Here is a 23791-nt window from a genome sequence, read left to right on the forward strand (position 1 = left end):
GGAAGCCCTGATTCAATGGGGTTAAATCAGGGGCAAGTCTTTAGTTGAAAGCGTGATGAACAAGTTTGGCTTTCGTGAAAAAAATGTTTTTCAAGAAGGCCAATTGTTTCAGGGTTTATAGTTTCAGGATTGTTATTTTTCGCTAGGAGGCAAGTATCTTGGGTGCTTGTTGAAAGAGCGGAAGAGAATATGGGCTTTTATATAACGGTGATGTTATCTAGTTGTCAGCTTTCTCTTTAGGAAACGTCTGATTCCTGTCGAATTCCTTTCCTGAAAAAATCCGCTGATGAACTTCAACGTCCCCTCCCTTCGAACGTTTCTCCGGCGTTTTTTTCCGAAATCCGGTAAGCGTTCCTCCAAAACCCTGGCCTGCCTCGTTGCCGTGCTGGGATTGACGATCAGCGCAAACGCCCGGGCGGAGATCAGTTTTGGCGGCTTTACCCGTTTCATCTTCGATGGCGAGCAGCAGTCGCTGATGGTTACGCTGATCAACGAAGATCCTCAGCCGGCGCTGGTTCAGAGCCTGCTTCAGTGGGGCGACGGAGACCCGAACCGGGATCTGCCCATGGTGGTGAATAAACCGCTGCTGCTGATTCCCGCCCAGGGCAGGGCTTCGATCACCCTGTTTTATCAAGGCACCGGCTTGCCGACCGACCGTGAGTCGTTCCTGCTGCTGCGGGTGATGCAGGTTCCGCAGAAGCCCAAGGAAGAAAACAGCATGCAGATCGCCCTGCAGCACAACATGAAGCTGATCTTCCGCCCGAAACTGCCTGGCAGCCTGGAAGATGCAGTGGAAAAGCTTCGTTGGGCGCCATCCCAGGCAGCGCCGGGCTCATACCAAGCGCGCAACGACACACCCTATTACCTGACGCTCACCGAGGTAGGCCTGCGCGACCGCACAGGCATTCCCTGTGGCAACTCCATCGAACACCTGATGATCGCGCCTTTTTCCAGCTACGACCTGATAGTGCCAGGGTGTAGCCAAGCCGCTGGCCAGATTAGCTACCAGTTCATCAGCGACTCCGGCATCGCCCACGCTCGACAACGCGATCTGTAATGCCATTCAACTTAAAAGGCTTTGTCATGATGACTAGGAAGTTTTTAGGAATTTGCCTTCTGTTCTTTTTGAGCATTCCCAGTAGCTATGCGTTGAAATGCCAGAGGCAAGTAACGTCGACGATCAATGATTCGACGACTATTTCCACCACGACCGCCATCATGAACTCGAGGCCGGCCGGTACGGTTCTTTGGCGCCAACCTACGCAGAGCATCGATCTGGAATGCTGGGTGGATATTCTCAGCGGCGACGAAAATGTCTACTTCTATATCAACCCCGCCAAAGCCAACCTCGGCCCCGATATTGAAATCGGTGTCACCTACGAGGGGCGGGATTATTTGTACTCTTCGTTGAGTGGAGGAAAGCTGGATACCCAGTGGAGGATCGGGGGGTGTTTCAGTGAGCCTTGTGGAAGGGGAAAGGCGAAGAAAACCATTACCTATTCGATCTATTTCTCGAAGAAGTCAGCTGCCGGTGCCAACAAGGACGGGCCTCTTTCTCCCATCAATAATTACCGGGCGTTCCAGCTGGATGGGGCTGGTGGGGTACGTCTCGGATCCAGCTATAACGTTACCGTCAATGGGTTGGACAAATTCCGTTATGTGCCCTGTACCTCGACCATCAGCATCTCTCCGAGCACTGTGAGCTTTGGCAAGATCAGCAATGTGAACCCGGTGATCGGCGGCACTATCACTGCGGTTCCGTTCTCGATCAATGAAAAGCGCGACTGTGATGCCAGTTACGGCCTCAATGCCTTGCTCGAGCCCTCGGGCGCCACCCTGTCATCGACCCGGGACACCTTGATTCCCAGTAACAACACCTCGGTGGGAATCAGCCTTCTCAAGGCGGATGACCTGTCGGTGGTGAAATTCAGGGAAGAGTTCGCCCTGATCCCGCTCACCAACTCCCGGAACAATTCTCGCAAGCTCCTGGCCAGGCTGAAGTGGATGACTGCCCCCAAGCTCGGGTCCTTCAACGCCAGCGCGGTGCTGAACATCTATTACAAGTGAACCCATCCCCGAGGGAACGGTGGTCCTGTAACCCTCGAAAAAAGTCTCCGGGCGCGAGCGTACAGCCAGCCTGCGCTCTGGCTAAAATGGCGCTCGACTTTGAATGACGAGACGCCATGGACATCGATCTGGCCCGCACTTTCTTGCAAATCGTCCGCAGCGGCAGCCTGATCGCCGCGGCCGAGCAGTTGCACCTGACCCAGACGGCCATCAGTGCGCGGGTGCAGAACCTCGAGGGCCAGCTCAACTGCAAGCTGTTCGTGCGCAATCGGGCCGGCGCGCGGCTGACTGCCGATGGCGAGGCGTTCGTCGTCTACGCCAACCAGCTGGTGCAGACCTGGGAGGCGGCGCAGCGCGACCTGCCGCTGCTGGCCGGTTATCGCAACGTGCTGCATATCGGCGGCGAGGTGAGCCTGTGCAACCCGCTGATGCTCAACTGGGTGCGGCGTCTGCGCCAGGCGATTCCCAGCCACACGGTGCGCAGCCAGATCGCCGAGGGCGCGAGCCTGCAACGCCAGCTGGAGTTGGGGGTGCTGGATGCCGCGCTGGTGTTCCAGCCGGTGTACGGGCCGGGGCTGCAGGTCGAACAGTTGCTGGAGGAAAAGCTGATCCTGGTGCGCCTGGCCGGCCGTCCCGAGCCTTATGTGTACATCGACTGGGGCGAGGACTTCCGCCGCCAGCACGACGCGGCGCTGCCGGACCGGGCCAAGGCGGCGGTGGGTTTCAACCTCGGGCCGCTGGCGTTGCAGTTCATCCTCGAGGGCGGCGGCAGCGGTTACTTCCGTACCCGGGTGGTGCAGAGCTACCTCGACAGCGGTGTGCTGGAGCGAGTGGAAAAGGCCCCGGAGTTCAATTTCCCGACCTACCTGCTGTACGCCCGCGAACGGGACTCGGCCGAGTTGCAACAGGCCTTCGACGTACTGCGCGAGGTCGTCGCCAACGATACCGACTGGTCCCAGCGTTGGGACCCGATGATCTGAATCGGGATACACAGCCGCACCAGGGTTACAGGCGGGTGTAGCCGCTGCCGAGCGTTAGCGAGGCTGCGATCGACTGCGAAGCAGGCGCCAAACAAGCCAACGCGTTCTTTTAGAAAAATCCGGGACTTAGCCTTTGCGGCAACTGCGTTGCCGATCGCAGCCTCGCTGGCGCTCGGCAGCGGCTACAGGTTGCAGGGCTATTGCCGCAGGGCTGGGTCACACCCGCGGCGCGAGGACCTCGCCGATGCTGCGCCGGCGGGCGTGGGCTTCGCTGGCGTGGATCAGTTGCTCCAGGTCCTGGGGGGTGACGTCGAAGAATTCCTGCATTTCTTCCAGCGCCAGTTTCAGGTCGGCGGCGGTAATCGCCTGGGTCGTGCTCGCCGGCTGTTCGGCGGGCAGCCGGGGCGCCGGGTCGCTCTGGCCCTTCGGGTAACGGATGCGGGTCAGGTTGTTGTAGACCAGGGCGGACCCCAGCAGGCACAGCGCGGCCAGCATCACCGGGCCGAGGGCCAGCCAGTCGAGGGCGATGGTGGCCGGGTCGGCCAGGACCATGGTCAGGGCCACAGCGCCGGCGGGCGGATGCAGGCAGCGCAGCCAGCACATCAGGATCAGCGACATGCCAGCGGCCAGGCAGGCGCTGCCCAGGGTGCGGCCCAGCACATGAGACACCAGCAACGCCAGCACCGCGGCACACAGGTAACCGCCGAGGATCGACCAGGGTTGCGCCAGCGCGCCGGACGACACCGCGAACAGCAGTACCGCCGAGGCCCCGAGCGGGCCGATCAGGTGCAGCGACACCTCCATGCCGAACACCCGGCTGCACAGCCAGACACTGATCAGCGTGCCCAGCGCCATGCCGATGGCGGCGCGGCTCCATTCCGAGGGGCGGGTATTGATGGCGGCGGGTTTCCAGCGAGCGAGCATCACGAAGCAGTCCAATTCCGGTTCGGCGGGCAAAAAGAAGGGCTTGTCCGGATCACCGGAAAGCCCTGAAGCGTTCCAACAGTTGGGGGAGGAACCGGCACAGTGTGCCGATCAATCTCAACGGCTACAAATTCATAATAATGCTGTTTAAGTGCATTATTTTTGCACTGTGGTTCGCTGCACCACCTGCCGTCCGCTCATGTAGCAGAGCATGCCGCCCAGGGCCGCCAAGGCGCTCAGGGCATAGAACATGGTCGGCGCCGGGGTATGCACCAGCAGGTAGCCGCAGATCACCGGGCTCAAGGCCCCGCCCAGGGCCGCGAGGTTCTGCGCGCCGTAGTAGCTGCCGCGCAATTCCTCGGGCGCCAGGGTGTCGATGAACAGGAATTCCGCCGGGTAGATGATCATTTCGCCCAGGGTGAAGACGAACATCGCCAGGCACCAGCCGGTCAGGCTGTCGGCCAGGCTGAAGCCGATCAGGCCGAGGACGAACAGGCCGGTACCGACGGCGATCCAGCGCCGCAGGTGCTCGCGCTTGAGGAAACGCCCGATCTGGTATTGCAGCAGGATCACGCTGATCGCGTTGCACGCCAGCAGCGCGGCCATGGTGTCGAGGGTGGTCCTGGTGTCTTCGGTGACCAGCAGGTACTGCGACAGGTACAGGGTGAAACGCCCATGGACGATGGTGCTGAGCAGGCAGCCGCAGGTGAACATGATCAGCGTGCGGTCGTTCTTCAGGGTCACCAGGGTGGTGAGGAAACTCTGTGGCCTGAGCGCCGCCGCCACGACGGGCGCCACCGCGACGCCGCGCATCAGCAGGGTGCTGAACAGGGCGATGGCGCCTGCGATCAGGAACGGTGCCAAGGGCTGGTACCCGGCGATCACCACCCCGAGCATCGGCGCGGTGGCGTAGCCGATATTGGTCAGGGTGTAGCGCAGGGAGAACACCTTGGCTCGCTGGCTCATCGGCAGCTGTTCGCTGATGATCGCCTTGGAGCCGATCAGGAACAGCGCCGAGGCGGTCTCGGTGATCACCAGGATCGCGGTGGTCAGGTAGAGGTTGTGGGCGAAGGTCAGCAGCACGAAGCCGATGCCGCTGGAGAGCATGGTCAGGATCAGCAGCCGGCGCTTGTCCAGGCGGTCGAGGATGTAGCCGCCATAGAGGGCGAGCAGGGTGGCGAGGAAGACCGCGATCCCCAGCAGCAGGCCGACGTCCTGCTGGTCGAGGCCGAGCTTCTGGCTGAGGAACAGGGTGAGCAGGGGGCTGGTGATCGCGCGGCTGAGGACAATGGTCAGCGAGCAGATCATCAGGCGGCGGATAACCAGCGAATAAGTGGCCACGGGTGCACGAATCCTTGTTGTCGGTGGACGACACTCTCTGTCGTCTTCGCTATGGGTTGGCGACCCGCCATCCTCTGCCACTTATCCCGACGGCACAACCTCCCCTTGTAGGAGCGAAGCTTGCTCGCGATAAAGGCGGCACATTCAACACGGATGTTGCCTGGGCAATCGCTATCGCGAGCAAGCTTCGCTCCTACAGGTTGGCGATTTCCAGGCGCATGGCGCAGCGCCTGGCCGCTGGCAAGCCGTGGCGGGCTTCCTCGGCGAGCACCTGTTGCAGGCGCGGGTCCAGCTGTTCGCCCTCCAGGGTGACGAAGCCGCAGCGCTGGTAGAAGGGTTCGTTCCACGGCACCTGGCGGAAGGTGCTCAGGGTCAGCGCGGCGAACCCTTGTCGACGCGCCTGCTCGGCCACCGTTTGCAGCAAGCGCCGCCCGATGCCGCGGCCCTGGGCGGCGGCATAGACCGAGATTTCCCAGATATGCAGCGCATCGCCACAGGCCTCGGCGTCGAGGAAGGCGCACACCCGCTGTTCGAGCACGGCGACCCATACCCGCTGCTGGCGGATACGTGCGCGGTGTTGTGCGGCGTCGGGCACTTCGGCGTCGGCCAGCCAGGCCAGTTCGGGATCGCGGCGAAACAGCGCTGCGGCGCTGCGCTCGATGGCGGGCAGCAGCGTTGCGTCGGTTTCGATGGCTGGGCGGATATGCAGATTCATGGGGCGCGAGTGTAGGAGCCCGGGTGGCGTGGGGCAACCGCTCAAGGGCCTGTCGGCGCGGGCAGGTGCAGCAGGACGTAGTCGTTCTTGTCGAAACGCCCGCTGAGGACCGGAACCAGCGTCGCCAGGGGCGTGCCTTGCAGCGCTGGCAGGTCGGTACGGTCCAGCATGATCCAGGCCGGGCCCGCCAGGGCTGCAAGGGCCTCGGGACGTTCGGTGAACAGCGGCTGCAGGTCCTGGTCGAGGTTGACCATGAACTTGATGGCCTTGGCGTCCTTGCCCATGGCGTGCAACACCAGCGGTGCCGGGTCGCTGCGTATCAGTTCCTGCGTGGCGAGGCTGAAATCCCGGGTGTCGTAGAGCTGGCGCGTGACCGGTTCGAACACTCCGATGTAGGTGGCCCAGACCGCCAGCACCGCGGTATAGGCCAGGCCCACCGCACGCCAGCGCCGGCGAGTCAGCCACCACAGCGCCAGCGCTTGCAGAGCGCCGAGGCACGCGATCATCAGGCTCGGCTGGGGCAATTGCTCGGGAAACTTGTGGCGCAGCACCAGCAACCCGACGATCAGCAGCCCCGGCAACAGCAACCAGCAGCCCTGGATCGCCACCCGCAATCCGGCGAGAAAACGCCCCCGGCGCGCCTGGAATGGGTAGGCCGCGACAATCGCCGCCATGGGCAGCATCGGCAGCAGGTAGCGGGCTTTCTTCGCCTGGGGGATCGACAGGCCGATCATCACCAGCAGCCCTGCGGCGGTGCACAGGCGCAGCAGTTTCAGCGCCGGGTCCGAGGCGTTGTCGCGGGCCAGGAGCACGCCGAGCCACGCCAGGATCGCCAGGGGGTAGGCCAGGGCGTAGTTGCCCAGGGAACTGCTGAAGTAGAAGAACCAGTCGCTGCTGCCTTCGCTGCCGTCCATGCGCCCGAGGAACTGCATGCGGATCACCTCCTGGACGAAGTCCGCGCCGCCACTGAGCCGCGCCAGCCACAACAGCAGGCCGATGCAGGCCAGCAGCAGGAGCAGGGCGCCGCAGCCGAAGCCGAACAGGCGCCGCCACTGGCCGCCCAGCAGGTAGTAGCTGCACAGCATGCCCGTGGGAATCACCAGGCCGATCGGCCCGCGGATGGCAAACCCCGCCACCAGCAGGAGCAGGATCAGCCACAGCCGGCGGGGCGCGGCAAAGTGGTCATGGGCGTAGCCCAGGTAGAACACCGCCAGCGACAAGGCGGCGAGCATCTGGTCCAGGGACACGGCGCGGGTTTCGCTGACGAAGGTATTGCTGAGCAGCAGCAAGGCGATGCTGAGCAGCGCCCAGGTGCGGGAATAGGGCGCCAGCAGCCGGTAGAGCAGGCCGACGATGGTGGCCGAGGCCAGGGCGGTGGGCAGCCAGGCGCTCAGGCCGGTGACCTGCCCGAACGGCAACGAGCAGAGGTAGATCAGCAGCGTCGAGGCGCTGCTGTAGTCGGCGTAGGGCTGGCCATAGGTGGTGGGAAAGAAGCCCGGCCCGTGGCGCAGCATCTCCTTGGCGAACAGCACGAACCGGGAATCGAACCCGGTCGTGCCCTGCGAATGAATGCCGGCGCAGAACAGCAGCAGCGCCAGCAGCCCGAGCCCCCACGCTTGCCTGGAGAGAGTCGGCGCGGGGGCGGCGGTGAGTGGGGGCATCAGGCGTCGACCGAGGCGGCGGCCCATTGCTGGTGAGGAATCGGCAGGTTGCGCGAGTCACCCCGACCGATCGGGAAGTAGGTGAAGCCGCTGCGGGCCAGGCGTTCGGCGTCGTACAGGTTGCGCCCGTCGAAGATCACCGGCGCCTTGAGGCGTTGTTGCAGCAGCTGGAAGTCCGGCGCCTTGAACTGCTGCCATTCGGTGCAGATGATCAGCGCGTCGGCATCGCCCAGCACCGATTCCGGGGTGCCCATCAGCATCAGCTTCGGCTCCTCGGGGTACAGGCGCTGGGTTTCCTGCATGGCTTCCGGGTCGAAGGCGCGCACGCTGGCACCGGCGGCGAACAGTGCGTCGAGCAGCACCCGGCTCGGGGCGTCGCGCATGTCGTCGGTGTTGGGTTTGAACGCCAGGCCCCAGAGGGCGAAGGTCTTGCCCGCCAGGTCACCCTTGTAGAACGCCTTGATGCGCTCGAACAGCTTGTGTTTCTGCCGCTCGTTGATGGCTTCCACCGCCTGCAACAGGTCGCTGGAGCAATGCGCCTGTTCGGCGCTGTGGATCAGCGCGCGCATGTCCTTGGGAAAGCACGAGCCGCCATAACCGCAGCCGGGGTAGATGAAGTGGTAGCCGATGCGCGAGTCGGCGCCGATCCCCAGGCGCACCGACTCGATGTCGGCCCCCAGATGCTCGGCCAGCTCGGCGATCTGGTTGATGAAGCTGATCTTGGTCGCCAGCATGCAGTTGGCGGCGTACTTGGTCAGTTCGGCGCTGCGCAGGTCCATGAACATGATGCGGTCGTGGTTGCGGTTGAACGGTGCGTACAGGTCGCGCATCACGTCGCGCACTTCCTCGCGCTCGCAACCGACGATGATCCGGTCCGGGCGGCGGCAGTCGGAAACCGCCGAGCCTTCCTTGAGGAATTCCGGGTTGGAGACGATATCGAACTGCAGCGGCCGCCCGTCCAGGGCTCGCTCGATATGCGCCTTCAAGGTGTCGCCGGTGCCCACCGGCACGGTGGACTTCTCCACCAGGATCACTGGCTGTTCGCGATGGCGGGCCACCGCATCGCCCACCGACAGCACGTAGCGCAGGTCGGCCGAGCCGTCTTCGCTGGACGGCGTGCCGACCGCGATAAACAGCACCTGGCCATGCTGCACCGCGAGTTTCTCGTCGCTGGTGAAGCTCAGGCGCTTGCCTTCCAGGTTGTCGCGCACCAGGCTCGACAGCCCGGGTTCGAAGATACTGACGTGCCCCTGTTGCAGCTGCTGGACCTTGTGCTCGTCGATGTCCATGCAAATGACATCGTGGCCGACTTCAGCCAGCACGGCAGCTTGTACGAGGCCGACGTAACCACTTCCAAATACGCTGATTTTCATGGGGTATTCCTGGGACTTGTCGCGGGAGCAGGTCGTGAGTTGATGGTAATGACGCCGAGGATGACCAGCGCCACCCCCAGGGTTTTCGAAAGGCTGAACGCTTCGTTGAACAGCGGCAGCGCCGCCGCCAGCAGGTACACCAGGGCGTAGCTGATGCTCAGCAGGGAATAGGCCCGGCCCAGCGGCAGGTCGCGCAGGGCCAGCAGCCAGCAGAGCATCGACAGGGCATAGGCGAGGATCGCCGCCAGCACCACGCCCAGCGCCAGCAGGTCGAACTGGCCGCCGGACAGGGTCGCCAGCCACTGCTCGGGAGCGGGCAGGCGGGTCATGCTCCAGCGCATGCCCAGCTGTGCGCCGCTGACCAGCAGCACGCTACCCAGGGCGAAGGTGAAACCGCGCGCCCGGCTCATGCGTGCCGGCTCAACAGCAGCACACCCGACAGCACCAGGGCGACGCCCAGCCAGTGGCGCCGGTCGATGGGCTCGCGGAAGACGAAACGCGCGATCAGGGTGACGAAGATGAAGTTCAGGCTGAGCATCGGGTAGGCCACGCCCACCTCCATGCGTTGCAGCACCAGCAGCCATACCAGCAACCCGCCCCCCAGGCTGGCCAGGGCCAGCCACAGCCAGGGCGAGCGCAGTTTGGCGAGCGCCGACGAAGGCTGGCCGCGCCAGCTTTCCACGGCGAACTTCTGCGCGAGCTGGCCGAGGCAGGTCAGCCCGCAGGCGACGAGCAGCAACAACAGGCTCATGGCTGGCTCTGGGAGAAGATCAGGATCACGAGATTGCCCTGGTCATAACGTTTGAAGTCCTGTGGCAACAGGTCGATTTCGTAATGCTCGTCGTCACTGACGCGCATCAGCACGGCGACCTGGCCCTGCTTGCGGGCCTCGGGCAGCCATTGGCCGACGTCGCGCAGATCGACGTAGCGCTGCTGGGTGTCAGGATAGGCCAGGCCATATTTCACTTCGCCACTCGTGTTGTACAAGGCGATGTCCGGCCGCCCGAGGCGCCACGCCAGGGCCGAGGCCGCTCCCAGGTCGTTGCTCACCAGGGTATGGCTCTGGGCGAGTTCCTCGAGGTGATCGCTGATGAGCTGGTCCGGCATCTTGTTGTAGACCACCGAGTTCGGCAGGCCGGCCGGCAGCAGGGCCAGCAGCAGCCAGCTGCCGAGCGCCGGCGCGGCCCACAGCTGCAGCGGCCGGAAGGCTTGCAGCAGGTTGCTGACGATCCAGCCGAACAGGGCGAGGAACACCAGCACCAGGTGCCCGGGTTCGTTGACGTACAGCGGCTTCTTCAACTGGAAGAACACCAGCGTCAACAGCAGCAACAGGCCCAGCACCAGGTTGAGCACACCGTTGAGGCTGATGATCCGGGTCTGCCCGGCCTGCAGCCGATCGCTTAGGGTATGGCCCATCAGCAGGGCCAACGGCAGCAGGCACGGCAGGATGTAGGCCGGCAGCTTGCCCTTGCTCAGGCTCAGGAAGGCCAGCGGCAGGAACAGCCACAGCAGCAGGAAGCCGATGGGCGCCTGGCGCCGGTTCTGCCAGGCCTGGCGGAAGGTGCCCGGCAGCAACAGCACCCAGGGCATGCTGAACGCCACCAGCAACGGCAGGTAGTACCACCAGGGCGAGGCGTGCTGGGCATCGTCCCCGGCAAAGCGGCGGATGTGCTCGTGCCAGAAGAAGAACCGCCAGTAGTCCGGCTCCTGGGCATGCACCGCCAGGGCCCAGGGCAGACTGATGACGATCGCCACCAGCACCGCCACGCCACCGTAGACGAAGAGCTCGCGCAGGCGTTTCTGCCAGAACATGTAGGGCAGGGCGATCAGCACCGGCAGCAGCCAGGCGAGGAAACCCTTGGTCATGAAGCCCATGCCGCAGGCCAGGCCCAGCCCGGCCCAGGCCAACAGGCGGCCGCGCGGGGTCTTGCTGTCGAGGGCGAACCACAGCGCCACCAGGCTCAGGTTGACCCAGAAGGTGAACTGCGGGTCGAGGTTGGCGTAGCCGCCAGCGCCGACCACCACGCAGAAACTCATGTACAGCAGCGCGCAGACCAGGCTCTTGCGCGGATCGTTCCACAGCCGCCGGGCCATCAGGTAGGCGAGCAGGGCGCTCAGGCCCATGCTCAGGGCCGAGGCCACGCGCACGCCGAACAGGTTCTGGCCGAACACGGCCTGGCCCAGGGCGATCGCCCAGTAGCCGGCGGCCGGTTTCTCGAAATAACGGATGCCCATGAAGTGCGGCGCTGCCCAGTGACCGGTCAGGAGCATTTCCTGGCTGATCTGCGCATAGCGGGTTTCATCGGGAATCCACAGGCCGTGGGTGGCCATCGGCAGCAGGTAGAACAGGCCGAAGGCAAGCAGCAGAAGAGGCAGGGCCCAGCGTCTGGTCATGCGCCTTGTACTCCCAGCCAGCCTTCGCGGCCTTCGAGGGCGCCGCGGACCACCTGCCCCCGGGGCAGCGCTTGCTCGGCGGGCAACAGCTCGCCCAGCGGGTTGAAATGAATGTCGCGCTGGCGGGCTTGCGCCAGTAGCTGACGAAAATCGTTGGCCATCAGAATCCCTTCGACTTCGGCGTGAATGGTGTAGACGTTGAGCCCTTGCGGGCTGAACCGGTCCAGGATGAATGCATTGAAATCCGTCGCGGCCACGGTCGGTCCGACGACTTCGTCGAAGGTCGGCAGGTCCACCGGAATCTGCGGCGCGCCCAGGCTTCCATCCTCCAGCCGTGGCTGGAAGATGGCGGTGCCGCGGCAATCGCTGTTGTAGCGGAAACCGAAGGCCTGCTTGGCCTCGATCACACGCTCGTCGGCGCGCCAGCCGGCCGCGGCCGAGCAGTCGACGCGCTGGCCGAGAATGTCATTGAGGGTATCGACGCCCTGGCGGATCTGCTCGATCAGCTGCGCCTGGCTCCAGCGTCCGGCGTTGGCCTGCCAGCCATGGTGATCCCAGGCGTGCAGGCCGACTTCATGACCGGCGTCCCGGGCCTGGCGCATCAGGTGGCCGAGGTCGCGACCGATCGGCTTGCCCGGCCAGGCGGTGCCCGCCAGCAGGATGTCCCAGCCGTACAGCCCGGCGGCGTTGGAGCGCAGCATCTTCCAGAGGAACTGCGGCCGGATCAGGCGCCACAGGTGGCGCCCCATGTTGTCCGGGCCGACGCTGAAGAAGAAGGTGGCCTTGACCCCGGCTTCGTCGAGCAGTTCGAGCAATCGCGGCACCCCTTCGCGGGTGCCTCGATAGGTGTCGACATCGATTCGCAGACCTGCGCGCATCAACGCTTGTCCGCGATTTCGAGCATGGCCTCGCGCAGGAAGAAGTCCAGCGTATTGCCGATGGTTTCCTTCATCTCGATGCTCGGCTCCCAGTTCAGCAGGCGCTTGGCGTTGGCGATGCTCGGCTTGCGGTGTTCCACGTCCTGGTAACCGGCGCCGTAGAAGGCCTTGCTCTCGACTTCGCGGAAGCCGGCGAACGGCGGGAAGTTGCCCCGCAGCGGGTGAGCCTCGAACTGGCGCAGCAGCTCTTCGCCCAGCTGGCGGATGCTGGCTTCGTTGTCCGGGTTGCCGATGTTGATGATCTGGCCGTTGCACACGTCGTTTTCGTTATCGACGATGCGCGCCAGGGCCTCGATGCCGTCGGCGATGTCGGTGAAGCAACGCTTCTGCGCGCCACCGTCGAACAGCCGGATCGGCGTGCCTTCCACCAGGTTGAGGATCAGCTGGGTGATGGCCCGGGAGCTGCCGATACGCGCCGAGTCGAGGCGGTCCAGGCGCGGCCCCATCCAGTTGAACGGACGGAACAGGGTGAAGTTCAGGCCCTTGCTGCCGTAGGCCCAGATCACCCGGTCCAGCAACTGCTTGGACACCGAGTAGATCCAGCGCTGCTTGTTGATCGGGCCGACGATCAGGTTGGAGGTGTCTTCGTCGAAGTTCTGGTCCTGGCACATGCCATAGACTTCCGAGGTCGACGGGAAGATCACGCGCTTGTTGTACTTGACGCAGTAGCGGACCAGCTTGAGGTTTTCCTCGAAGTCCAGCTCGAACACGCGCAGCGGGTTGCGGGTGTATTCGATCGGGGTGGCGATGGCCACCAGCGGCAGGACCACGTCGCACTTCTTGATGTGGTATTCGATCCACTCGGAGTGAATGCTGATGTCGCCCTCGACGAAGTGGAAGTTCGGGTGGCTGCGCAGGCGCTCGATGGCGTCGGAGCCGATGTCCAGGCCGTAGACTTCGTACTTGTCGTCGCGCAGCAGGCGCTCGGACAGGTGGTTGCCGATAAAGCCGTTGACCCCGAGGATCAGCACCCGCGTGCGACGCGGCGCGCGGCCGGATTCGGCGCCGCGCAGCAGCGAGCCGTCCACCAGGCCCAGCTCGTTGGCCAGTTGCGGGCCGCTGAGGTACAGGCCGTTGTCGTTACGCTGGCCGGCGTTGATCACCAGCGAGTCTTCGCCACAGGCGATGCGCAGCGGATCGACACTGATGACCCGGCCCGGGGCCTGGCCTTCGTTGCCCTTGACCACCTCGGCGCTCCAGACGATCAGCTTGTGCTCGCCCACCGCGCAGAACGCCCCCGGATAGGGTTTGGTCACGGCGCGGACCAGGTTGAACAGGCGTTCGGCCGGCTGGCTCCACAGCAGCTTGCCGTCCGCCGCGGTGCGGCGACCGTAGTAGCTGGCCTTGGACTCGTCCTGGGCGGTTTCGTTGACCTTGCCCTGGGCCAGCGCCGGCAGGGTATCGCGCAGCAGGCTGGCGGCGGCGTCGCGCAGTTTGCCGTGCAGGCTCAGCGCGGTGTCGCTGCGCTCGATGGCCACGCGCTGCTGGGCCAGGATCGCCCCGGCGTCGGCGCGCTTGACCATGCGGTGCAGGGTCACGCCAGTCTCGCTTTCGCCGTTGACCAGCACCCAGTTGGCCGGTGCCCGGCCACGGTAGTTCGGCAGCAGCGAGCCGTGCAGGTTGAACGCGCCCTTGGCGGCGGTGGCCAGCAGGGCTTCGCTCAGCAGGTTGCGGTAATAGAAGGAGAAGATGAAGTCGGGGTTGAGCTTGGCGATGCGCTCGACCCACAGCGGGTGGTTGGCGTCTTCCGGGGCGTGCACGGGAATGCCCTTGAGCGAGCACAACTGGGCCACGGAGCCGTAGAAGGTGTTTTCCTTCGGATCGTCGGCATGGGTGAAGACTGCAGCGATGTCATAACCCGCGTTGAGCAGGGCTTCGATGCCCGCGCAGCCGATATCGTGATAAGCGAAGACAACAGCTTTTTGACTCATGGCGAAACCTGATCGGAGAGAGTGGAAGTTAGACCGTCAACCGTGACAGCGGGAGCAGGGGCGGCAGGCTGGCTGCGCAGGATTTTTTCAATGAAGAAACGCGGGCGGGCACGCACATCGCTGTACATGCGCCCTAGGTATTCGCCCAGCAGGCCCATGCCGATGAACTGGCCGCCGGTGAACACGAACAGGATGGCGAACAGCACGAACATGCCGTCGCCGGCCCACTCGGAGCCGAACACCAGGCGCAGGAAGATCAGCATCAGGGCGAACAGCACCCCCAGGCCGGCCATGCTGAAACCGATGATGCTCAGCAGGCGCAACGGCGTGGTGGTCATGCAGGTGATCAGGTCGAACATCAGGTTGATCAGGCGCATCGGGCTGTACTTGGAGTCGCCGTGTTCACGCTCGGCGTGGTTCACCAGCACCTCGGTGGTGTGGCGGGCGAAACTGTTGGCCAGGATCGGAATGAAGGTGCTGCGCTCGCGGCAGGCGAGCATCGCGTCGACCACGCTGCGCCGGTAGGCGCGCAGCATGCAGCCATAGTCGCTCATGGCCACGCCGGTGGAGCGCTGCACCGCCAGGTTGATCAGCTTCGACGGCCAGCGCCGCCAGGCGGAGTCCTGGCGGTTGTTGCGCACGGTGCCGACCACGTCGTAGCCCAGCTCGGCCTGGGCCACCAGGCGCGGGATTTCTTCCGGCGGGTTCTGCAGGTCGGCGTCCAGGGTGATCACCACATCGCCGCGGCATTGCTCGAAGCCGGCCATGATCGCCGCGTGCTGGCCGTAGTTGCGGTTGAGGATCACCGCCACCACCGGGCTGCCTTCACGGGCGGCCGCCTCCTCGAGGATCTGCGCCGAGCTGTCGCGGCTGCCGTCGTCGACCAGGACGATCTCGAAATCGTGCTTGAGCTGGCGGCACGCCGCTTCGGTGCGGCGCAGCAGTTCGGGCAGGCTCTGTTCTTCGTTGTAGACCGGGATGACGATCGACACGAACTGGATGGGATAAGGTTTCACAGGTGTGCGTCCAGGCAGGTTTTGATGGCGCCGACGACGCGCTCGACGTCGTCGAGGGTCATGTCGGGGAACAAGGGGATCGAGCACAGGCGTGCCGAGTTCCATTCGGTGTTGGGCAGCCGCACGTCCGGGAAGCGCTGGCGGTAATAGCTGTGCAGGTGGCTGGCGACGAAGTGGATGCCGCTGCCGATGTTCCGCTCCTGCAGGGCCTTCATGAAGCCGTCGCGATCGATGCCGCAACGCTCGGCGTCGATGCGCAGGATGAACAGGTGCCAGGCGTGCTGCTGCGGATACTGCGGCAGGTGCAGCGGTTGCACCGGCAGGTCGCGCAGCTGCTCCAGATAGGCGCTGGCCAGGATTTCGCGCTGGCGATTGATCGCATCCAGGCGCTGCAACTGGACCAGGGCGATGGCGGCGTTGATATCCGCCAGGTTGTACTTGAAGCCGGGCTCGATCACTTCGGCCTGGGGCTTGCGCCCATGGGTCAGGCGGTCGTAGGCGTCGACACCCAGGCCATGGAACTTGAGCATGCGCACCCGGTTGGCCAGGGCCTCGTCATCGCTGACGAACATCGCGCCTTCGGCGCAGGTCATGTTCTTGATCGCATGGAAGGAGAAGATCGCCGTGCCCCGGGCCCCGATCGCACGACCGCGGTAGGTGGTGCCGGCGGCATGGGCGGCGTCTTCGATCACCGCGATGCCGTGCTTCTCGGCCAGGGCGTACAGCGGGTCGAGGTCGAAGGCGGCGCCGGCGTAATGCACCGGGATGATCGCCTTGGTACGTGGCGTGATGGCGGCTTCGATGGTGGCGGCGTCGGTCATCAGGGTGTGCGGATCGACGTCGACGAAGACCGGTGTCGCCCCCAGCAGGCAGATCATGTTGGCCGTGGAAACCCAGGTCTGCGACGGGGTGATCACTTCGTCGCCAGGACCGATGCCCAGGGCCAGCAGGGTGATGTGCATGCCGCCGGTGGCCGAGGAGAGCGCCACTGCGTGGCGGCAACCGACCCGCGCGGCGAACTGCTGCTCGAGTTCCTGGTTTTTGGGACCGGTGGTAATCCAGCCGGACCGCAGAACCTGCTCGACCGCTGCGATCTCTTCATCGCCAATACTCGGGCGCGAGAAAGGAAGGAAAGCCTGGTTCATTGAGACCTCGGGTGAAGAAAACGTCAGGAAGCGAAGGAACAAGCGATAGGTGCAGCGTGCGGATGATTCTGGTTTTTATTCAGGTGGTGAATGAGCTGGATGCAGTCATTGGCGCTACTCCATGGTTGGGCCGATAGAGGCAATTCCTTGCCTTGCTGAGTAAAGACCATAGTGAAAAAAAGTAAATGCGGATCAACGTGTTATGGGCAATTTCAGAGCTGTCCCACGGGCTTGCCAGGAATAGTCGCAATCCTGGTCGCGGGTTTCGAGGGCCCGAGATTAAGCGGAAAAATGTGAAACGAATATGAAAAACAGGGCAAGGCTGCGTTTATCTGCGAAACAGACAGCCAGGGTTCAGTTTTTTCGCCGGCAGAGCGCACCCGGCCGGGGCGCGCAGCGGCAGAAAGGCTCAAGACGGACTCCGGGGAAAGATCAGGATGGTCAGGTTGCCGCGCTTGTAACGTTTGCCGTCCAGCGGCAGCAACTCGACTTCGCGCTCCTCGTCGGCACTGTTGACCCGCATCACTACTCCCACCGGGCCCTGCTTGCGGGCTTCGGCCATCCATTGCTGGATCCCGGCGAGGTCGACCGCGCGGGCCGCCGAATCGGGGTAGGCAATGCCGTACTTCAGCTCGCCGACGGTGTTGTACAGGTCCACTTGCGGTCGTTGAAGGCGCCAGGCCAGTGCCGAGGCGGCGCCCAGGTCGTTGCTCAGCAAGCGGCTGGCCTGGCTCAGTTCCTGCTGATGTTCGGCGATGAACTGGTCCGGCATCTTGCTGGCGACGATATGCGCGGGCATCGCCGCCGGCAGCAGCGCCACCAGCAGCCCGATACCCAGCGCGGGCGTCGCCCACAAGGCCAGTGGGCGCAGGGCTTGCAGGGCGTTGGCGATGATCCAGCCCATCAGCACCATATAGCCCAGGGACAGGCTGAACATCTCGGCCTGTCCATACACCGGCCGGGTGATCTGCAGGTAGATCAGCGCTCCCAGCGCCACCAGGGCGATGCCGACATTGAGCAAGCCATTGATGCGCAGGACCCGGCCGCGAGCCTGGTTCAAGCGTTCGATCAGGGTGTGGCCCATCAGCAGCGCCAGGGGCAGCAGGCACGGCATGATGTAGGTGGGCAGCTTGCCCCGGCACAGGCTGAAGAACGCCAGCGGCAAGACCAGCCAGAGCAGCAGGAAGCCGATGCCGGCCTCGCGTTTCTGCCGCCAGGCCTGGCCCAGGGTGGACGGCAGCAGGGCGGCCCAGGGCAGGCTGGAGACCACCAGCAGCGGCAGGTAGAACCACCATGGGCGGGTGTGCTGGGCGTCCTCGGCGGCGAAGCGGCGAATGTGCTCGTGCCAGAAAAAGAAGCGCCAGTAGTCCGGTTCCTGGGCATGGATCTGCACGACCCAGGGCAGGCTGACCAGCAACGCCGCCAGTATCGCCAGCGGGCCGTAACGCAACAGCTCGCCCAGGCGTCGTTGCCAGATCATGTAGGGCAGGGCGATCAGGGCCGGCAGCAGCCAGGCGAGAAACCCCTTGGTCATGAAGCCGAAGCCACAGGCGATGCCCACCACTGCCCAGGCCAGGAGCCGTTGCCGGGTGGTGGCCGCATCGATGGCGAACCACAGGGCCACCAGGCTGAGGTTGACCCACAGGGTGAATTGCGGGTCGAGGTTGGCGTAGCCCGCTTGCCCGGCGATCAGGCCGAAACTCATGTACAGCAGGGCGGCGGCAAAGGATTTGCGCGGGTCCCGCCACAGGCGCCGGGCGATCAGGTAGGCCAGTACCACGCTCAGGCCGGTGCTGAACGCCGAGGCGATACGCACGCCGAACAGGTTGTCGCCGAAGACGGCCTGGCCGATGGCGATCATCCAGTAGCCTGCAATGGGTTTCTCGAAATAGCGGATCCCCATGAAATGCGGCGAAACCCAGTCGCCGCCGAGCAGCATCTCCTGGCTGATCTGCGCGTAGCGGGTTTCATCGGGAATCCACAGGCCATGGAAGCCAAGGGGCAACAGGTAGAAGCACAGGGCGAAAGCCAGGAGCATCAGCGGCAGGGTCGAGCGTCGGATCATGGACGACGACTCCCGCGGCAAACCTCATGCGTAGGTTCCGGCCGATAAACGACTGGCTGGCTGAATGAACAGCGGAAACTGGCGCGTAACAACATCCCTGGGCTCCTGATGGCAGGTCAACGTTCTATTTATTATTTAGATGCGCCTGGCAAAGTTTCGGTTAGTTACCAAGACCAGGCTGATGCGTATTCAAGCTAAAAAAGCGCTGCCGTCCAGTGAGCGAATTAACAAACAAGTAACTTATTAATTCCGGGGCAAGCTTTTAGTGGGTTTTCCTCGGACGGGCAACCTGAAAAATAGGTAGGAAAAAACCTACAACGTGCTGTTCAGCAACAATGACCAGTTTTGTTCATTGACCACCCCCAATACTTTTACCTGGCCCGCCATCACGGAAACGAACAGGGCGCTGCCGTACTCACTGGCGTGGGCATGCTTGAAACCGGTCTGGCTTTCAAAGTCGCTGATGCAACCGCTATGGGTCACCAGCAGCAGGTTGTGGTGCGGCGACTTGTGAGCGACGACATCGTCACGCAGGGGCTTGCCACAACTGGCCAGCCATTCCTGGCTGATCGCCGGGTGGTCGAACATGGCGGCCGACGTTTGCGCGGTACGTGTGAGGGGGCTGCTCAACACATCGGTACGCTCCATGCCCAGGGTCCTGAAGGCGACGCCCAGGTGGATGGCGGCCTCGCTTCCGAGGCGCGTGATGCCATCCGCCGGCCCCAGGCAGGGATGGGGCGAGCGATCGCAACGCTCGACATGGCGCACCAGCACCACCACGTTGCCGGCCCGCCATTGCTCGACGAGCCCGGAAGCTCGCAGGTCCGCGGCGCTGGCCAGGTCCAGCGGCGACCGTGGCCATAACATGAAGCCCGCGAGCAAGGCACCCGCGAGGGCCAGCAGCACCAGCCGGGGGAACAGCCCTTTGATTGCGATACGCGCTACCACAGATTCACCACCGGGCCGCCAATACGACCGATAAGATTCATTGCGCCGGCAAGGCACACCAAGTAAGAGCAAGCCGAAGAAAAAGCACTGCAGTTCCAAGGTTGCCGCGAATCTAGGGAGTGGCAGGTGAAGCGGATGTGAAAATTTCAACAACTATTTATTGAGCGAATCGTTATCGTTTCGAGGTGATTAGTTAGCTTGCTGGCTATGTTTCTGGCTCGAGATTAGTTGTTGAAAGTTGCGCGCCATAATTGCAGGATTCGCGAATCATGCTGTACTCGATAACCCATTCCTGCGTCTCGAACCCGCCCTACAGTCATGTGAATGCGTGGGAAAAGACCTGGAATGGACGTTTTCCCGCTCGTCGCAGGCTGCGTGGTCCGAGCTTCGACCCCTCCAACGATATGGCCCCAGGGAGGCTCGCTGTGTGATCAGAACAACACCAGCCAAAAGCGTGTCGTCATTCATTTCTTTGCTACTGCCGTGGCTCATCCTCATCGCGCCGGAGCTGCGGGCGAAGGAAACCGTCGAGTTCCTGATCCCGGAAGCGCCACCGCTGACGATCGCCAGCGAAGGCGGGCGGCATGGCATCGTCGGTGATGTGGTGCTACAGGCGCTGAGGCGATCCGGCTACACCAGCGAAGTCAGGGCCCTGCCATGGGCCCGCGCGCAGAAATACGCCACTGAAAAGGACAACGTTCTCATCGCGCCGCTCAGCCGTACCCCCGAGCGAGAAGGCCGCTTTACCTGGATCGCGCCGATCATGCGTATGGACAGGGCGTTCTTCAGCCTCGAACACAAGGTGGCGAGTTTCGAAGAAGCCCGGCAGCGCTACAAGGTCATTGCCGTCGGCTTGGGCAGCGCGCAGGAAGAGATCCTGCGCAGCAAGGGGTTCGCCCGGGAACAGATCTATGCCGTCAAGATCGGCGAGAACCCCGCGCAGCTACTGTTGAAGGGGCGGGTGGACGCCTGGTTCAACGGCGTTCAGGAAAGCCGGTACATCTGGGAGCATGTCTCCAACCGGCCATTGCTGATGAGCCCACCCATGGTCAGCCATGACCTTTACCTGGCCTGCTCCAGGGTATGTGACGCCGATCTTGTGGGCAGCGTGGCAAAGACCATCGAGACGATGCGCAATGACGGTTATATCGAGAAAGTGAAACACCATTATTTGAATGGCAAGTTGGCGAGAAAGAAATAGGCCTGGCAACTTGAGTGCTGTGCTCCTGCTGTTCGGGCTTGAACATGGGCAGGAGCACTGAGGTGATATTTCGTCGAATGGAAGTTACTTGGGCGATATCGTCTCGCTGGCCGGGATAATGTCGTTGAGACTTTTCAGAATGTTGTGGAAGTTGTCCCGCGCATCGCTGAGCTTCTTGAAGTGCTCGGCCATTTCCGAGGCCTTTCGCTGCAATACATCTTCGCGTGCATCCAGTTCGGCCTGACGCGCCTGCTGTTGCGCCTTTATCGTGCTTTCGGACTTGCGCGCCTGCTGCAGTTGTTCTTCAAGTTGCAGCAACTGCTCTTCCTTCTGTTCTATTCGTTGTTCTTTCTCCTGCAGCTGGCGCTCCTTGGAGCCCAGGGTCTCCATCTGCGCCTGGCTCTGCTGTTTCTGTTGCGTGAGCTTCTGGGCGATGCCGGAGAACTCTTGCAGGCTCGCCTCGATATCCTGCAGGAACTGCACCGGGTCGGTTCCCGGGAAAGGCCAGTCTTCGTGCTGGGGCTCGGTTTTCGGCTTCTCGGCGGGAGCGGGAACGGGAGCTGGGGCGGGGATCGGGCCGGTGTCGGCGTAGCGGGTTTCGACAGGCGCTGCCGGCTCCGGCTCGCTGGCCTGGGCCATCACGGCGTTGAGCTTCTCGTCGAGTTTCTCGTCGTCGATGACCACCAGCATCGGCGAGTACTCCACCGCGGGGCCATAGTGAGCCGAAGCCTGGAAGTTCAGCAGCTTGGCGACCCACTCCTTCTTCACGCTCAACATGCGGTGTTCCGTGGCCGAGGCGGGCGCCAGGGGCTTCTTGTTCAGGTCGACCAGGTGATAGCCCACATCGTTGTCACGGTGCTCGCCGGTGGCGGCTTCCCGCAGGATCTGGCTGAACACCTTGATCGCCAGGTGGCTGTCGGCATCGGCGTCCAGCGCGCCGACCCGGTAATTGCCGCCTTCGTTGAACAACAGGGCGAGATAGACCCGCAAGTTATTCTCATCGATGCTTTCGTTCAGGCTATAGGCGACAAAGTTCCGGCCCGAGTCCGGAACGGAAAAGCTGCAGAGCAACGCGGCGGTCAGCAGTTCCTGTTCCTTGTTCTGAATGTAGATAGTGCGCAAGAGCATGTGTCACCCTGTAGGCTCATTTAAGAATATGCGCCGTAGAGTACTCGCAAACTATAGCGACAGGCTTTAAGAGCAATGCTTTGGCTAAAAAGGATAAATCCTATATTTCTATAGAAATATCCTGTTCGGATGAATTCGCATCTTTTATATAAATGCCAGCGTGTATCGTGTCGCCCCTATTAAATAAGGGCAGTAAACAGTTGTTTAGTCTGTACTGCATTATCCATTTCCCGATCTTGCGCTGAGTATGAACGGCCCTCGGTTATTCATCTCAGTCTTATCTTGTCGAACCTGGACCGCCATGATCGAAATATCCAAGTTAACCAAGTCTTTTTCCGGGCAGGTCGCGGTCGACGATCTGTCCTGTCATATCGGCCCGGGAGAAGTGCTGGGGATTCTCGGGCCGAACGGCGCGGGCAAATCCACCACCATGAAAATGCTTACCGGCTTCCTCACGCCGACCTCGGGTACCGCCAGCGTCCTGGGCTTCGACATCCGCACCCAGACCCGCCACGCCCAGCGCCACATGGGCTACCTGCCCGAGGGCGCTCCCTGCTACAGCGACATGGCGGTACAGGGCTTTCTCGAGTTCATTGCCAGCATTCGCGGCTATCGCGGCAAGCAGAAGCGCGAACGGGTGGACCGGGTGCTGGACATGCTGGAGCTGGGCGATGTCCGGCGGCAGAGCATCGAGACCTTGTCCAAGGGCTTTACCCGCAGGGTCGGCCTGGGCCAGGCGATCTTGCACGACCCGCAGGTGCTGATCCTCGACGAGCCCACGGACGGGCTCGACCCGAACCAGAAGCAGCAGGTTCGCCAGCTGATCCAGGGATTGGGCGAGGACCGGATCGTGATCATCTCGACCCATATCCTCGAAGAGGTGTCGGCCATGTGTAACCGCGCCCTGATCATCAGCAACGGCCGCATCCTGGCCGACGCCACGCCGCATGAGCTGGAGCGCAGTTCCCGCTATCGCCAGGCGGTGACCCTGCAGGCCGACGAACCGCTGGACCTGCTGGCCCTGGTGGTGCTGCCGGGCGTGGCGGGCGTCGAGGAGAACCCGGCCGAGGGCAGCCTGACGCTGCTGGCCCGGCCCGGCGAGGTGATTTTCCCCCATGTCAACGCACTGGTCACGGCGCGCGGCTGGAAGATGAAACGCCTGGAGCTGGAGCAAGGGCGCCTCGACGAGGTGTTCCAGACCCTGACGCGGGGAGAGTCGGCATGAGGCAGCTACCGGTCATTTTCAAGCGCGAGCTGGGCGGCTACTTCGCCACACCGCTGGCCTTCGTGTTCATCGAGATCTTCCTGGTGCTGTCGGGCATCTTCACCTTCTACCTGGGCAGCTTCTACGAACGCAACCAGGCGGACCTGGTGCCGTTCTTCGACGTTCATCCCTGGCTTTACCTGCTTCTGCTGCCGGCCCTGGCGATGCACCTGTGGTCGGAGGAGCGCAAGTCGGGCAGCATCGAATTGCTCATGACCTTGCCGGTGAGCTGCTTCGAGGCCGTGCTCGGCAAATTCCTCGCGGCCTGGGTGGTCGCTGGCGTCACCTTGTTGCTGACCCTGCCCATGGTGCTGACGGTGAACTACCTGGGGAACCCGGACAACGGCGCGATCCTGGCCGGCTACCTGGGCAGTTGGCTGCTCGCGGGTGCCTACCTGGCGATCGGTTCCTGCATGTCGGCCATGGCCAAGAGCCAGGTGATCGCCCTGATCCTCGCCTTCATGATGTGCTTCCTGTTCGTCGCCTGCGGTTTCTCCCTGGTGCTGGATGCGCTCAATCCGTGGGCGCCGCAATGGCTGCTGGACCTGTTCGCCTCGCTGAGCCTGCTCACACATTTCAGCGCTATCAGCAAGGGGTTGATCGACCTGCGCGACCCGCTCTATTTCATCAGCGTGATCGTCGCCTGGCTGCTGGCCACTGTCGTGACCGTCAACCTGAAGAAGGCCGAATAAGGACAATT

General features: G+C 63.2%; 21 protein-coding genes. 6 read left to right on the forward strand and 15 right to left on the reverse strand.

Features of this window, described 5'->3' with window-relative positions:
* Positions 1–286 precede the first annotated feature (286 nt).
* The 3 genes from TO66_RS15020 (at position 287) to TO66_RS15030 (ending at position 3047) form a co-directional block, all read left to right on the forward strand.
* Entirely contained in the window at positions 287–1057 is a 771-nt protein-coding gene (locus TO66_RS15020; protein ID WP_082061089.1) for a molecular chaperone, read from the forward strand.
* A complete protein-coding gene (locus TO66_RS15025; protein WP_044463074.1) occupies positions 1057–2067 on the forward strand; it encodes a fimbrial protein in 1011 nt (336 codons plus the stop codon). The genes TO66_RS15020 and TO66_RS15025 overlap by 1 nt, the downstream gene beginning before the upstream one ends.
* 116 nt (positions 2068–2183) lie before the next feature.
* Entirely contained in the window at positions 2184–3047 is an 864-nt protein-coding gene (locus tag TO66_RS15030) for a LysR family transcriptional regulator (protein ID WP_044463075.1), read from the forward strand.
* Positions 3048–3263: 216 nt separating this feature from the next.
* On the opposite strand, the gene TO66_RS15035 is transcribed toward TO66_RS15030, so the two are convergent.
* The 14 genes from TO66_RS15035 to TO66_RS15100 form a co-directional block, all read right to left on the reverse strand.
* On the reverse strand, positions 3264–3971 hold the full coding sequence (locus TO66_RS15035) for an HPP family protein (protein ID WP_044466038.1): 708 nt from the start codon (positions 3969–3971) through the stop codon (positions 3264–3266).
* A gap of 156 nt (positions 3972–4127) precedes the next feature.
* Entirely contained in the window at positions 4128–5312 is a 1185-nt protein-coding gene (locus TO66_RS15040; protein WP_044463076.1) for an MFS transporter, read from the reverse strand.
* A 193-nt stretch (positions 5313–5505) separates the two neighbouring features.
* Positions 5506–6027, reverse strand: coding sequence for a GNAT family N-acetyltransferase (locus tag TO66_RS15045; RefSeq protein ID WP_044463077.1), 522 nt, complete (start codon positions 6025–6027; stop codon positions 5506–5508).
* Between the two features lie 41 nt (positions 6028–6068).
* Positions 6069–7688, reverse strand: coding sequence for a phospholipid carrier-dependent glycosyltransferase (locus TO66_RS15050; protein WP_044466039.1), 1620 nt, complete (start codon positions 7686–7688; stop codon positions 6069–6071).
* Positions 7688–9061 (reverse strand): UDP-glucose/GDP-mannose dehydrogenase family protein, encoded by a 1374-nt coding sequence (locus tag TO66_RS15055; protein ID WP_044463078.1) that lies wholly within the window; start codon positions 9059–9061, stop codon positions 7688–7690. Before TO66_RS15055 ends, TO66_RS15050 begins: the two co-directional genes overlap by 1 nt.
* Positions 9058–9471 (reverse strand): 4-amino-4-deoxy-L-arabinose-phosphoundecaprenol flippase subunit ArnF, encoded by a 414-nt coding sequence (gene arnF, locus TO66_RS15060; RefSeq protein WP_044463079.1) that lies wholly within the window; start codon positions 9469–9471, stop codon positions 9058–9060. Before arnF ends, TO66_RS15055 begins: the two co-directional genes overlap by 4 nt.
* Positions 9468–9812 (reverse strand): 4-amino-4-deoxy-L-arabinose-phosphoundecaprenol flippase subunit ArnE, encoded by a 345-nt coding sequence (arnE, locus tag TO66_RS15065; RefSeq protein ID WP_044463080.1) that lies wholly within the window; start codon positions 9810–9812, stop codon positions 9468–9470. The genes arnF and arnE overlap by 4 nt, the downstream gene beginning before the upstream one ends.
* On the reverse strand, positions 9809–11455 hold the full coding sequence (gene arnT, locus TO66_RS15070) for a lipid IV(A) 4-amino-4-deoxy-L-arabinosyltransferase (protein WP_044463081.1): 1647 nt from the start codon (positions 11453–11455) through the stop codon (positions 9809–9811). Before arnT (TO66_RS15070) ends, arnE begins: the two co-directional genes overlap by 4 nt.
* The gene (gene arnD, locus TO66_RS15075) at positions 11452–12333 is read right to left on the reverse strand and encodes a 4-deoxy-4-formamido-L-arabinose-phosphoundecaprenol deformylase (RefSeq protein WP_044463082.1); all 882 of its coding nucleotides are present in this window, start codon (positions 12331–12333) and stop codon (positions 11452–11454) included. Before arnD ends, arnT (TO66_RS15070) begins: the two co-directional genes overlap by 4 nt.
* Positions 12333–14324 (reverse strand): bifunctional UDP-4-amino-4-deoxy-L-arabinose formyltransferase/UDP-glucuronic acid oxidase ArnA, encoded by a 1992-nt coding sequence (gene arnA, locus TO66_RS15080; protein WP_044463083.1) that lies wholly within the window; start codon positions 14322–14324, stop codon positions 12333–12335. The genes arnD and arnA overlap by 1 nt, the downstream gene beginning before the upstream one ends.
* Complete coding sequence (arnC, locus tag TO66_RS15085) at positions 14321–15340, reverse strand: undecaprenyl-phosphate 4-deoxy-4-formamido-L-arabinose transferase (RefSeq protein ID WP_044463084.1); 1020 nt, start codon at positions 15338–15340, stop codon at positions 14321–14323. Before arnC ends, arnA begins: the two co-directional genes overlap by 4 nt.
* Positions 15337–16485, reverse strand: coding sequence for a UDP-4-amino-4-deoxy-L-arabinose aminotransferase (gene arnB, locus TO66_RS15090; protein ID WP_044463085.1), 1149 nt, complete (start codon positions 16483–16485; stop codon positions 15337–15339). Before arnB ends, arnC begins: the two co-directional genes overlap by 4 nt.
* Positions 16486–16894: 409 nt before the next feature.
* On the reverse strand, positions 16895–18550 hold the full coding sequence (arnT, locus tag TO66_RS15095) for a lipid IV(A) 4-amino-4-deoxy-L-arabinosyltransferase (RefSeq protein ID WP_044463086.1): 1656 nt from the start codon (positions 18548–18550) through the stop codon (positions 16895–16897).
* A gap of 312 nt (positions 18551–18862) precedes the next feature.
* A complete protein-coding gene (locus TO66_RS15100; RefSeq protein WP_256243652.1) occupies positions 18863–19498 on the reverse strand; it encodes a histidine phosphatase family protein in 636 nt (211 codons plus the stop codon).
* A gap of 427 nt (positions 19499–19925) precedes the next feature.
* Between TO66_RS15100 and TO66_RS15105 the strand changes: the two genes are divergently transcribed.
* The gene (locus tag TO66_RS15105; RefSeq protein WP_044463087.1) at positions 19926–20699 is read left to right on the forward strand and encodes an ABC transporter substrate-binding protein; all 774 of its coding nucleotides are present in this window, start codon (positions 19926–19928) and stop codon (positions 20697–20699) included.
* An 84-nt stretch (positions 20700–20783) separates the two neighbouring features.
* Here TO66_RS15105 and TO66_RS15110 read toward each other — a convergent pair whose 3' ends face one another.
* A complete protein-coding gene (locus TO66_RS15110; protein ID WP_044463088.1) occupies positions 20784–21827 on the reverse strand; it encodes a hypothetical protein in 1044 nt (347 codons plus the stop codon).
* A 301-nt stretch (positions 21828–22128) separates the two neighbouring features.
* Between TO66_RS15110 and TO66_RS15115 the strand changes: the two genes are divergently transcribed.
* Positions 22129–23052, forward strand: a complete 924-nt coding sequence (locus TO66_RS15115) for an ABC transporter ATP-binding protein (protein WP_044463089.1) — start codon at positions 22129–22131, stop codon at positions 23050–23052.
* On the forward strand, positions 23049–23783 hold the full coding sequence (locus tag TO66_RS15120) for an ABC transporter permease subunit (protein WP_044463090.1): 735 nt from the start codon (positions 23049–23051) through the stop codon (positions 23781–23783). The genes TO66_RS15115 and TO66_RS15120 overlap by 4 nt, the downstream gene beginning before the upstream one ends.
* The last annotated feature ends 8 nt before the right edge of the window (positions 23784–23791 follow it).

The sequence above is a fragment of the Pseudomonas sp. MRSN 12121 genome (assembly GCF_000931465.1).
GTDB lineage: Bacteria > Pseudomonadota > Gammaproteobacteria > Pseudomonadales > Pseudomonadaceae > Aquipseudomonas.

Coding starts and splice junctions, on each gene's coding strand:
- arnT (WP_044463086.1), bottom strand. CDS start 18,550: ATGATCCGACGCTCGACCCTGCCGCTGATGCTCCTGGCTTTCGCCCTG.
- arnD (WP_044463082.1), bottom strand. CDS start 12,333: ATGCGCGCAGGTCTGCGAATCGATGTCGACACCTATCGAGGCACCCGC.
- TO66_RS15050 (WP_044466039.1), bottom strand. CDS start 7,688: ATGCCCCCACTCACCGCCGCCCCCGCGCCGACTCTCTCCAGGCAAGCG.
- arnF (WP_044463079.1), bottom strand. CDS start 9,471: ATGAGCCGGGCGCGCGGTTTCACCTTCGCCCTGGGTAGCGTGCTGCTG.
- arnT (WP_044463081.1), bottom strand. CDS start 11,455: ATGACCAGACGCTGGGCCCTGCCTCTTCTGCTGCTTGCCTTCGGCCTG.
- TO66_RS15055 (WP_044463078.1), bottom strand. CDS start 9,061: ATGAAAATCAGCGTATTTGGAAGTGGTTACGTCGGCCTCGTACAAGCT.
- TO66_RS15110 (WP_044463088.1), bottom strand. CDS start 21,827: ATGCTCTTGCGCACTATCTACATTCAGAACAAGGAACAGGAACTGCTG.
- TO66_RS15115 (WP_044463089.1), top strand. CDS start 22,129: ATGATCGAAATATCCAAGTTAACCAAGTCTTTTTCCGGGCAGGTCGCG.
- arnB (WP_044463085.1), bottom strand. CDS start 16,485: ATGAACCAGGCTTTCCTTCCTTTCTCGCGCCCGAGTATTGGCGATGAA.
- TO66_RS15025 (WP_044463074.1), top strand. CDS start 1,057: ATGCCATTCAACTTAAAAGGCTTTGTCATGATGACTAGGAAGTTTTTA.
- TO66_RS15020 (WP_082061089.1), top strand. CDS start 287: ATGAACTTCAACGTCCCCTCCCTTCGAACGTTTCTCCGGCGTTTTTTT.
- arnA (WP_044463083.1), bottom strand. CDS start 14,324: ATGAGTCAAAAAGCTGTTGTCTTCGCTTATCACGATATCGGCTGCGCG.
- arnE (WP_044463080.1), bottom strand. CDS start 9,812: ATGAGCCTGTTGTTGCTGCTCGTCGCCTGCGGGCTGACCTGCCTCGGC.
- TO66_RS15035 (WP_044466038.1), bottom strand. CDS start 3,971: ATGCTCGCTCGCTGGAAACCCGCCGCCATCAATACCCGCCCCTCGGAA.
- TO66_RS15045 (WP_044463077.1), bottom strand. CDS start 6,027: ATGAATCTGCATATCCGCCCAGCCATCGAAACCGACGCAACGCTGCTG.
- TO66_RS15120 (WP_044463090.1), top strand. CDS start 23,049: ATGAGGCAGCTACCGGTCATTTTCAAGCGCGAGCTGGGCGGCTACTTC.
- TO66_RS15030 (WP_044463075.1), top strand. CDS start 2,184: ATGGACATCGATCTGGCCCGCACTTTCTTGCAAATCGTCCGCAGCGGC.